Here is an 11,600-nt window from a genome sequence, read left to right as displayed (position 1 = left end):
ATGAGTGAATTACTAAAAGTACCTACAATGGCCGAATTTATGGCTCAAGGAAAACAACCCGAAGTATTATTTTGGGTAGGTTGTGCTGGAAGTTTTGATGATAGAGCCAAAAAAATAACGAAAGCATTTGTAAAACTTTTAAATAAAGCAAATGTTGGATTTGCAGTACTTGGTGCAGAAGAAAGTTGTACAGGCGATCCTGCAAAACGCGCAGGAAATGAGTTTTTATTCCAAATGCAAGCCGTAACCAATATAGAAGTGCTAAATGCATATGAGGTAAAAAAAATAGTAACCGCTTGCCCACATTGTTTTAATACTATAAAAAATGAATATCCAGAATTAGGTGGTAATTATGAGGTTATGCATCATACACAATTCTTAAAAACATTACTAGATGATGGGCGTTTAACTATAGAAGGCGGAAAGTTTAAAGGAAAACGTATAACATTTCACGATCCCTGTTATTTAGGGCGTGCAAACAATGTTTATGAAGCACCACGCGAACTCATTCAAAAATTAGAAGCCGAATTAGTTGAAATGAAAAACTGCCGTCGCAACGGGCTATGTTGTGGAGCAGGAGGTGCGCAAATGTTTAAAGAGCCTGAACAAGGGGATAAAGATGTAAATGTTGAACGTACCGAACAGGCTCTAAATGTAAAACCAGAAATTATAGCAGCAGGATGCCCATTTTGTAATACTATGATGACAGATGGTGTTAAATCCAAAGAAAAGGAAAATGATGTTCAAGTTATGGATGTTGCCGAACTTATTGCAAACGCTCAGGATTTATAATATCAGCAATCAAAAATCGTTAATCATAATTCGTAAATCAAGATGCTAGTAGATTTCAATAGATTACCTGAAGAATCACGTGTTTGGATATATCAAGCCAATCGTTCATTTTCAGAAGACGAACTTTTAGAAATTCACTCTAAACTCAATATTTTTATAGAAAATTGGACGGCCCATGGCAGTGATTTACAATCTGGTTATACCATCAAGTATAAGCGATTTATAATTATTGGTTTAAATCAAGATTTAAATAAAGCAACAGGTTGTTCCATTGATGCTTCAGTACATTTTATTCAACAATTAGAAAAAGACTATAACGTCGATTTAATGGATAAAATGAATGTATCCTATAAACAAGGCGAATACATAGCTTATAAAACACTTGCCGATTTCAGAAAAATGGCAAAAGACAAGGCTGTTTCTAAAAACACGATAGTCTTTAATAATTTAGTAGCGAATATTGCTGAGTTTAAAGAAAATTGGGAAGTTCCTGCAAGTGAGAGTTGGCATAGTCGGTTTATTAAATAAGCTCTCGTTATTATCTCTAAAAAAAACTTTTATATATCAAATAGAATAAAGATTTTTACATTCCGAAAATTATCGGGCTTAAAAAGCGTAAGTATAAAATTATGGCTAACGACATTATCTTATTAAATATTTCAGGACAAGACAAACCAGGTTTAACCTCTAATTTAACTTCTGTTTTAGCAGAATATGGAGCCAAAGTATTGGATATCGGTCAAGCAAATATTCATGATACACTATCCTTAGGAATATTGTTTGAAATCCAATCTGGAAAAAAATCGGCAGCAGTCTTAAAAGATTTACTCTTTAAGGCCTATGAATTGGGTATTAGTGCAAAATTTACGCCAATTACTCTTGATGATTATGAACATTGGGTAACGCTTCAAGGTAAAGACCGGTACATCGTTACCATTTTAGGAGAAAAACTAGCTGCAGAGCAAATATCAGAAGTTACAAAAGTAATTTCAGAAAAGAATTTGAATATAGATGCTATAAAAAGACTTACAGGACGTTTATCACTGGTTAGGAAAGAGGAATACCCTAGAGCATCAATACAATTATCTATTAGAGGAAAAATTGGTGACAAGACTGACTTTACTAAAAAAATGATGCAAATTTCACACGAATTAGATGTCGATATTGCGTTTCAAGAAGATAATATTTATAGAAGAAACAGGCGTTTAGTTTGTTTTGATATGGATTCTACATTAATACAAACTGAAGTTATAGATGAATTAGCTGAACTAGCAGGTGTTGGAGAAAAAGTAAAAGCTATTACAGAATCTGCAATGCAAGGCGAAATAGATTTTAAGGAGAGTTTTAAAAGGCGCATGAAACTCTTAAAAGGTTTAAATGAAGAGGTGCTTCATGATGTTGCTATCAATTTACCAATAACTAAAGGAGCTAAAAGACTAATAGATACCTTAAAAAGTTATGGGTTTAAAACAGCTATTTTATCAGGAGGCTTTACATATTTTGGGCACTATTTACAAAAAGAATTGGGTATGGATTATGTATACGCCAACCAATTGGAAATTAAAGATGGTGTTTTAACTGGTGGTTATCTCGGTGATATTGTTGATGGAAATAAAAAAGCCGATTACCTAGAAGAAATAGCAAAAATGGAAGGTATAGATATTAGCCAAACCATAGCAGTAGGCGATGGTGCAAATGATCTTGCAATGTTAGATCTTGCAGGCTTAGGTATTGCTTTTCATGCCAAACCAACTGTAAAAGATAATGCACAGAATTCTATATCTAGTATAGGTTTAGACGGTGTGTTGTATTTGTTAGGGTATCATGATAGACATATTGATTTAATTGAATAGTTTTTGTTTGTAATCTTATTATAAATCTATCTTAAAGTTTTTCTATCTTCTTTTTAAAAGTATTATTTTGGCATGATTATTAGTGTTAACTTACTAAGCAACTAATATCCCCAAAAATTAATCTTTTTATGCGTCAAATCGTTTTAACATTAATTACTTTTTTTTCTATACTCTCTTTGTTTGGTCAGGTAACTAAAAATCCATTAGTTACAGCTGATACAGAATCTCAAAGAAAGTGGGTTGATAGCGTTTACTCATCCTTGACTTTAGCTGAAAAGGTAGGGCAATTGTATATGATACAAGTGATGTCTAATCAAGATAAAACCACCAAAAACAAGATTGTAAATTTGATAAAAGATCATCATATAGGTGGTGTTATCTATTCTAATGGCGGTCCAAATAGACAAGCTAGATTAAATAATGAATTACAATCCATTTCTAAAATACCTTTATTAATTGGTATGGATGCCGAATGGGGACTAAGCATGCGTTTAGATTCTACATACGCTTTTCCTTGGAACATGACCTTAGGAGCCATAAAAGACAACAAACTAGTTGAACAAACTGGTAGACAAATAGGGGAGCATTGTAAGCGTTTAGGGGTGCATTTTAATTTTGCACCTGTTGTGGATATTAATACCAATCCCCAAAACCCAATTATTGGTAATCGATCTTTTGGAGAAGCTAGAAATAATGTAACCGAAAAAGCTTTGGCATTTATGAAAGGAATGCAAAGTGTAGGTGTTTTAGCCAATGCTAAGCATTTTCCAGGACATGGCGATACGGACCAAGATTCGCATAAAACCTTACCAACTATTAATTTTAATGAAAAACGTATAGATTCCGTAGAACTTTATCCATATAAAAAACTCATTAAAGAGGGGCTTTCTAGTGTTATGGTTGCCCATTTGAATGTGCCTAGCTTAGAGTCACGCCAGGGGTACCCTTCTTCTTTATCAAAGCATATTGTTACAGATATTTTGAAAGAACGCTTGGGTTTTAAAGGATTAATATTTACAGATGCATTAACTATGAAAGGTGCAGCTGATTTTAGCGAAACAGGTGATATAGATTTAGCTGCTTTTATGGCTGGTAATGATGTTATGTTGATGTCTGAAGATGTTGGTATAGGTCTATCTAAAATTATTGAAGCTTATAATAAAGGATATATAACAGAAGAGCGTTTAGAGCATTCAGTTAAAAAAATCCTTCAAGCAAAATATAAAGTTGGATTACATAATTACGAGCCTATAGGTTTATATAATCTGTCTAAAGACCTAAATAGACTTAAAGATGATATTTTATATGAAAAGCTCCTTGAAAACGCCATAACTATTGTGAAAAACGATAACGATTTATTACCACTTAGGCGACTGGAAACTAAAACAATAGCCTACGTTAACCTAGGTGATGATAAAGGAAATACATTTTTAAAAGAACTAAGGAAGTATGCAAAAATTCATGAAATAACATCAGATAATCTGTATGGCTTGATAGGTAAATTAAAAGCCTATAATACTGTAATAATTGGGTTTCATAGGTCAAATGATAATCCTTGGAAAGCACATAAATTTACTAATAAAGATTTAATTTGGTTAAAAGAAATAGCAAGTAATCATACGGTTATTTTAGATGTTTTTGTGAAGCCGTATGCACTTTCTGATTTAGAAACTATTGAAAATATAGAAAGTATAGTCGTCAGTTATCAAAATAGTGCCATTGCACAACAAAAATCAGCACAACTTATTTTTGGAGCTATAGAATCTAAAGGTAATTTACCTGTTTCGATAGGAGGCTATTTTAAAGTAGGAGATGGTATTCAGAATAATGCCATTAAACGACTAGGATATACCGTGCCAGAGCGTGTCGGGATGAGTTCAGAAAAACTAAGTAAAATAGATTCAGTGGCGCAACATGCTGTAAATGGTAAGATGACCCCTGGTATTCAGTTGTTGGTTGCAAGAAAGGGAAAAGTTATTTATAATAAGAATTTTGGAAAGCATACTTATGAGGGGAAAGAAAAAGTAGGTTTTGATGATATTTATGATGTGGCCTCACTTACCAAAATATTAGCAACCTTACCACTTTTAATGGAATTAGAAGAACAAGGTATCGTATCTTTAAATACTAAACTATCTGAAATACTACCAGAGTACAAAGGTTCAAACAAAGAAAATATTACCTTGAAAAGCATGCTGTCTCATTATGCACGATTACGTCCATGGGAACCTTTTTATTATCATACTTTAGATACTATAACCAAACGCCCTAGTCAAAAATATTATAGAAAAGAACGCAGTACTAAATTTAATATAGAAGTCACTAAGAATTTATTTTTGCGTACTGATTATCAAGACTCTATACCTAAAATTATAAAAAATTCAGAGTTACTGGAACGTCTTAGGTATCGATATAGCGATTTTCCGTATTATATTTTAAAGAAATTTATTGAATATCATTACGACAGAACATTAGAGCAATTAACACAATCTCATTTATATGAGCCCTTAGGGGCAAATTATACCATGTATAATCCGTATCATAAAATTAGCAGCAAAAAAATTGTACCTACAGAAATTGATGATTATTACAGATACCAAAAGGTACACGGCTATGTGCATGATATGGGAGCTGCAATGCAGAATGGTATAGGCGGGCATGCAGGTATTTTTAGTAATGCTAACGATGTAGCTAAGATTATGCAAATGTATTTGCAAAAAGGGTTTTATGGAGGGAAACGTTATTTAAAACCTGAAACAATTGAGAAGTTTAACACCTGCTATTACTGTGATAATGATAATAGAAGAGGTATAGGTTTTGATAAGCCGCAATTAGGCGATGTGGGACCAACATGTGGTTGTATATCCATGACTAGTTTTGGGCATTCAGGTTTTACAGGAACCTACGCTTGGGCCGATCCAGAAGAAGAAATTGTGTATATATTTTTAGCGAATAGAACATATCCCCATGCGGGTAAGAATTTGTTATTAAAAGAAAATATTAGAACAGAAATACAACGCTTAATTTACGAAGCGATAATTGATTAAAAGTATTTAAAGTTAAAAACTCATCTTTAAGCACTTAAAACTTAAAATATGAAAATAGGTATTGTTTGTTATCCAACATTTGGAGGAAGTGGAGTAGTCGCTACAGAATTAGGCTTAGAACTATCTAAACGCGGTCATGAAATCCATTTTATCACATATAACCAACCCGTAAGGTTAGAGTTGTTGAGTAATAATGTACATTATCATGAAGTGAATGTTCCAGAATATCCACTGTTTCATTATCAACCTTATGAGCTAGCTTTGTCAAGTAAACTGGTAGATATGGTTAAGCTTCATGGTATCGAAATATTGCATGTACATTATGCAATTCCACATGCCTATGCGGCTTATATGGCAAAAAAAATGTTGCAAGAAGAGGGTATTTATGTGCCAATTGTAACAACTCTTCATGGTACAGATATTACATTAGTAGGTAGTCATGCATTTTATAAACCAGCGGTAACGTTTAGTATCAATAAATCAGATGCGGTTACGGCAGTATCAAAAAGTTTAAAAGATGACACCTTACGTTTATTTGATATTAAAAACGAGATTAATGTCGTTCCAAATTTTATAGATTTAGAGAAGTATCAACATCATGGATTTACGGATTGTCAACGAGGTATGATGGCAAGTGATGATGAAAAAATCATTACCCATATCAGTAATTTACGCCCTGTAAAACGTGTACAAGACGTCATTAGCATATTCTATAAAATCCAAAAAGAAATGCCTGCAAAATTGATGTTTATAGGCGAAGGTCCTGAAAAAGAAAAAGTTGAAAGACGATGTACCGAACTCGGTATTTTAGATAAAGTTGTGTTTTTTGGAAAGAGTAATGAAATAGATAAAATATTATGTTTTAGCGATTTGTTTTTACTACCATCATTAACAGAAAGTTTTGGTTTAGCAGCATTAGAAGCTATGGCATCTGGAGTTCCTGTTATTTCTAGTAATACAGGTGGTATTCCAGAAGTTAATGTACATGGTGTTTCTGGGTTTTTGAGTGAAGTAGGTGATGTAGAGGATATGACTAAGAACGCTATATATATTTTAAGTGACGATTCGCGGTTAAATACATTCAAACAAAATGCCAGAAAAGAAGCTTTAAGATTCGATTTGCATGCTATTGTACCTCAATACGAAGCTATTTATGAGGACACATTGGCTAAATGCTTGGTATAATAGTTTTTTTACTCCTTGTTACTGTAAGTGGTTAAAAAACACCTCTGCAGTTATCTTTTAGTGACACAACAATTCTTTCAACTTCATGAGCACCGTTTGGAAGCTCTTCAGGTTTAAGACCAGGATATGAAAGCGCTGCTTTCCAATTTTCTATGGTTGAACTAAAATATTGAGAAGCTAATGAATCGGTTTCATAAACAACAATGTCAAACGATTCACCCATATCTCCACCAAATCTAGTTATAACTTGCCATTTCCCATCCTTTTTATAAGAGGTGTTCGTATGGTCAGATTGAGGATAATATTTATTATCAGAAGGCTTTAATAATACCCAAATATCCTTATCATGGGAATCAGGATAAACTCCCATTGTTAAAATCCGACAATTTACAGAGTCACCTTCAATTGGCGATAGTACCTGAATATTTTTTATAGGGAAGTCTATTTGTCCTTTTTTTTCTACCTCTACCTGTTCAATTTGTCCTTTTGGGTTAATAGATTCATAGAAGTACCCTCCATAAATTATTAATAAAACACCTAATATTCCCAATGCACTTCTAAATAACGAATCTTTAATCTTTAAGATGTTTACAAAAGCAAAGAAAACAAATACTACTCCAATAATTATAATTACTATTTCTGTAGACATTATTTTAAATTTTAGAATTAGTATAAATAAAGGCTAATTTCATATGTGTGAAAACACAATTAGCACATGATGTTCAGAAAGTTATGAAAATTTATTGATAAAATCAAGCTGACCGTATTTAAAAGTAATCCATAAAAAAAGCACCTTTAGGTGCTTTTTCTATATAAAATTTATATAATACTAGAACTGATAGCGTATACTAAAGGCTATATCAAAGTCTAAATCATCAGTAAAATCCCCAAAACCCAATTCAGGTCTAAAATCTAAAGATAATAATAAAGGGATGTCAAAACTGTATTCTATACCAATATCACCAGCTGCAAAAAATGCTGTTTCGTTTTGATTATCAAGCAGCTTTTTTCCAGAAAAAGAAGCTAAACCTCCACCAGCACCAACATACCAGTTAAAATCACCATCTAAATGAAATACCCATTGGTATAAACCAGTAAGTTTAACGGCATCATAATTATTACTATTTCTCCAACCTAAGTCTACTTCTAAGCGGTTGTTGTCGCCCAAAGCACGCTGGTAAGATACTTCTGCACCTAAACCATCACTGTCGCCTAATCGTAAACCAATAGCGTTGTCTGCTATTTCTTGTGCATTAGATGCAAATGTAAAACCTAGTACTGTAATTGATAATAAAAAAAATTTCTTCATAATTTAAAGTTTTGTTATTTTAATCATATACGACCTTTTCTATTTAAAAGACCATTATTTAAAAATGGTTCGCAAAAATAACGCCAAAAAAGTATTTATATTTAATATATTACTAATTTTTGGTGTCTGTTTTTCTTAAGTGTTTAGTTTATGACTTAAAAAAATGATTTGGAATTACTTTAGTGTATGATTTTTTAAAGCTTTTGTACTATTTATTTCTGCTTTTTTTTTCAACCTGTTCAACAATTGTAATTGCTGCTATTAAATCTTGTACTTCCATATCTACAACGTCCTCATCAATAGCAAAAGGCGCCAATTTGTCTTTATTAAAATTATAGATTTTCCAACGTTTAAATTGATATTCTAAAGCAGTAAAGTTTTCAACCCAATCTCCAGAATTTAAATAAGTAGTTTTGCCATGTTTAGTTTCAATAGTCTTTATTTTAGGTTGATGTATATGTCCGCAAACCACATAATCATAACCATTTTCAATAGCAATTTCGGAAATCACGTTTTCAAAATCATTGATATATTTAATAGCACCTTTAACACCATTTTTCACTTTCTTAGAAAGGGAATAGCGCTCCTTTCCGCATTTTTCTAAATACCAATTAACAAGCCTGTTAAGAAGCGTTAAAAAATCATAACCATAACCACCAAGTTTGGCAAGCCATTTGGTGTTTTGTATAGATACATCAAACACATCGCCATGAAAAAACCAGGCTTTTTTGCCATCGATTTCTAAAATTTTTTTGTCTACAATTGATATTTTTCCAATCGTAGTACCACTAAATTTGCGTAGCATTTCATCATGATTTCCAGTAATGTAAATAACCTCTGTGCCTTCGGCGGCTATATCCATAATTTTCTTGATGACTTTTAAGTGAGACTTAGGGAAGTATCGTTTGCTAAACTGCCAAATATCAATAATATCGCCATTTAAAATAAGTTTCTTTGGCTCAATACTATTTAAATAAGTTAGTAAATGTTTGGCATGGCAGCCGTAAGTTCCTAAATGGACATCAGATATTACGGCAATTTCTACTTTTCTTTTAATTTTCAATTTGGAGAACTTATTATAGATGCAAAGAACACGTTTTAGTATTATATAATTATTACGTAATAATTATGTGTGCATCAGTATATTGTTAATTAAACGTTATGGGTATATAAACATGAATTTATAAAGCTATATACGATTTCATTTCCTTATTTCTAGGATTAGCTTTATTTTAGCCAAAAATTGTAATTATGGCTGGTAATTCCTTCGGAAAACTATTTAATCTAACAACTTATGGTGAATCTCATGGTCCTGCATTAGGTGGTATTATTGATGGTTGTCCATCAGGAATTAAGTTAGATTTAGATGAAATTCAAAATGAACTTGATAGAAGAAAACCAGGGCAATCAGCTATTGTTACTCAACGTAAAGAACCAGATACAGTTAAGTTTCATTCAGGTATTTTTGAGAGTGTAACCACAGGAACATCTATTGGTTTTGTTATAGAAAACACGAACCAAAAATCTCATGATTATTCGCATATAAAAGATAGTTATAGACCAAGTCATGCAGACTATACTTATGATAAAAAATACGGAATAAGAGATTACCGTGGTGGCGGACGTAGCTCTGCACGAGAAACAGCATGTCGTGTTGTAGCTGGAGCTATAGCAAAACAAATGCTAAAAGGTATAGAGATTACCGCTTATGTTTCAAGTGTAGGTGCCATGAAGTTAGATACTCCTTATAGCGAGTTAGATCTTACAAAAATAGAATCCAATATAGTGCGTTGTCCCGATCAAGTTATGGCAGCAAACATGGAAACCTATATTAAAGAGGTAAGAAGTAAAGGCGATACTGTTGGCGGTGTTGTAAGCTGTGTTATAAAAAATGTGCCTGTAGGTTTGGGAGAGCCTGTTTTTGATAAGTTACATGCCGAACTTGGTAAAGCTATGCTTTCTATAAATGCCGTAAAAGGTTTTGAGTATGGTAGTGGATTTCATGGAAGCACTATGTATGGTAGTGATCATAATGATTCCTTTAATAACGATGGTAGTACAAAAACCAATTTTTCTGGAGGAATTCAAGGCGGCATAAGTAACGGTATGGATATTTATTTTAACGTAGCTTTTAAGCCTGTGGCCACTCTTATCCAAAAATACGAAACCATTGATAAAGCTGGTAACACAGTAGAAATGCAGGGAAAGGGACGTCATGATCCATGTGTGGTGCCAAGAGCCGTGCCTATTGTAGAAGCTATGGCTGCATTGGTTTTAGCCGACTTTCATTTGATAAATAAGCTTTATAATTAAAAAGCAGAAACCTATGAATAGTTTCGTTTTTTAATGTTATCATTAAACTTCAAAAGTACTTGGACTTCGTAATTCTACAATTTATAAAATAAACAAATCCAAATACAACTCTACTTTCGTTCCATGCAAACAACAAAACAGTTTTGGTATGGAATAGTTATAGGTGTTTTAGGAATAATTCTTTTTTCTTCAAAAGCAGTTATGGTAAAACTTGCCTATAACTATAAGGTAGATGCTATAAGTATCTTGTTGTTAAGAATGCTATTTTCATTCCCTTTTTATGCAATTATTGCCTATAGCTATCGCAATCAGAATAAAGACGTGGAAATTAAGAATAGAGATTATGCATGGGTTGTGTTTTTTGGACTTATGGGTTATTATTTAGCTAGTTATTTTGACTTTGTTGGACTTACTTATATTAAGGCAAGCTTAGAACGTATTATTTTGTTTTTGTATCCAACTGTTGTCATTTTACTAAACAGATTCTTTTTAAAACAGCCTATTACTAATATTCAAGCAAGAGCTATTGGTTTAACCTATTTAGGTATTGTTGTTGCGTTTTATGACGAAGTTGCAATATCGGGTTCTGAAGCTTATTTAGGAGGTTTTTTTATACTACTAAGTGCTATAACGTATGCCTCTTATTTAGTTGGTAGTGGTTGGTTAATACCAAAATTTGGAGTCATGAAATTCACGGCATATGCTATGATCGTTTCTTGCGTTTGTGTATTTATTCATTATAGTATTATTTATGATACGGATTTATTTGATTTTACAAGGGAAGTTTATGTGTTAGGTTTTTTAATTGCAGTTTTTGCTACGGTAATACCATCCTTTTTAGTATCAGCATCTATTAAAATGATTAGCTCATCAAATTTTGCTATTGTTGCTGGAATTGGACCAATTTCTACTATTGTCCTGGCTGCTATTTTTTTGAATGAAAGATTAACTTTATTACAACTTTTTGGTGCTCTGGTAGTGGTATTTGGTATTTTGTTAGTATCTAAAAATAAAGGCAAAACTGATAAATAAAAGCTTAGTAATTTATAAATCTAGAGTATCACTACTTAAGCTAAAAACAGAGACTGAAACTTATTAATA

At 32.4% G+C, this 11,600-nt stretch carries 10 protein-coding genes; 7 read left to right on the top strand and 3 right to left on the bottom strand.

The window, feature by feature from the left end:
- The 5 genes from ABD941_RS02475 (at position 1) to bshA (ending at position 6,877) form a co-directional block, all read left to right on the top strand.
- Complete coding sequence (locus tag ABD941_RS02475; RefSeq protein ID WP_345272420.1) at positions 1–792, top strand: (Fe-S)-binding protein; 792 nt, start codon at positions 1–3, stop codon at positions 790–792.
- 42 nt (positions 793–834) lie between these two features.
- The gene (locus ABD941_RS02470; RefSeq protein ID WP_345272418.1) at positions 835–1,320 is read left to right on the top strand and encodes an ABC transporter ATPase; all 486 of its coding nucleotides are present in this window, start codon (positions 835–837) and stop codon (positions 1,318–1,320) included.
- Between the two features lie 101 nt (positions 1,321–1,421).
- Entirely contained in the window at positions 1,422–2,645 is a 1,224-nt protein-coding gene (serB, locus tag ABD941_RS02465) for a phosphoserine phosphatase SerB (protein WP_345272417.1), read from the top strand.
- Between the two features lie 128 nt (positions 2,646–2,773).
- Entirely contained in the window at positions 2,774–5,692 is a 2,919-nt protein-coding gene (locus tag ABD941_RS02460; RefSeq protein WP_345272415.1) for a serine hydrolase domain-containing protein, read from the top strand.
- Between the two features lie 48 nt (positions 5,693–5,740).
- A complete protein-coding gene (bshA, locus tag ABD941_RS02455; RefSeq protein ID WP_345272414.1) occupies positions 5,741–6,877 on the top strand; it encodes an N-acetyl-alpha-D-glucosaminyl L-malate synthase BshA in 1,137 nt (378 codons plus the stop codon).
- A 31-nt stretch (positions 6,878–6,908) separates the two neighbouring features.
- Here the strand turns inward: bshA and ABD941_RS02450 are convergent, their stop codons facing one another.
- From ABD941_RS02450 to ABD941_RS02440, 3 genes are all read right to left on the bottom strand, one after another.
- Complete coding sequence (locus tag ABD941_RS02450) at positions 6,909–7,526, bottom strand: hypothetical protein (protein WP_345272413.1); 618 nt, start codon at positions 7,524–7,526, stop codon at positions 6,909–6,911.
- A 180-nt stretch (positions 7,527–7,706) separates the two neighbouring features.
- Positions 7,707–8,186 (bottom strand): hypothetical protein, encoded by a 480-nt coding sequence (locus ABD941_RS02445; protein ID WP_345272412.1) that lies wholly within the window; start codon positions 8,184–8,186, stop codon positions 7,707–7,709.
- Positions 8,187–8,394: 208 nt separating this feature from the next.
- Positions 8,395–9,249 carry a UDP-2,3-diacylglucosamine diphosphatase gene (locus ABD941_RS02440; protein WP_345272410.1) on the bottom strand — a complete coding sequence of 285 codons (855 nt, stop codon included), beginning with the start codon at positions 9,247–9,249 and terminating at the stop codon, positions 8,395–8,397.
- A 188-nt stretch (positions 9,250–9,437) separates the two neighbouring features.
- Between ABD941_RS02440 and aroC the strand changes: the two genes are divergently transcribed.
- On the top strand, positions 9,438–10,499 hold the full coding sequence (gene aroC, locus ABD941_RS02435) for a chorismate synthase (protein ID WP_345272409.1): 1,062 nt from the start codon (positions 9,438–9,440) through the stop codon (positions 10,497–10,499).
- Positions 10,500–10,622: 123 nt separating this feature from the next.
- Complete coding sequence (locus tag ABD941_RS02430) at positions 10,623–11,531, top strand: DMT family transporter (RefSeq protein WP_345272408.1); 909 nt, start codon at positions 10,623–10,625, stop codon at positions 11,529–11,531.
- Positions 11,532–11,600: the final 69 nt, after the last annotated feature.

This window comes from Flaviramulus aquimarinus (assembly GCF_039543205.1).
GTDB classification, from domain to species: domain Bacteria; phylum Bacteroidota; class Bacteroidia; order Flavobacteriales; family Flavobacteriaceae; genus Flaviramulus_B; species Flaviramulus_B aquimarinus.
The sequence above is the reverse complement of the archived record's forward strand: the minus strand, read 5'-3'. Positions and strand labels throughout refer to the sequence as shown.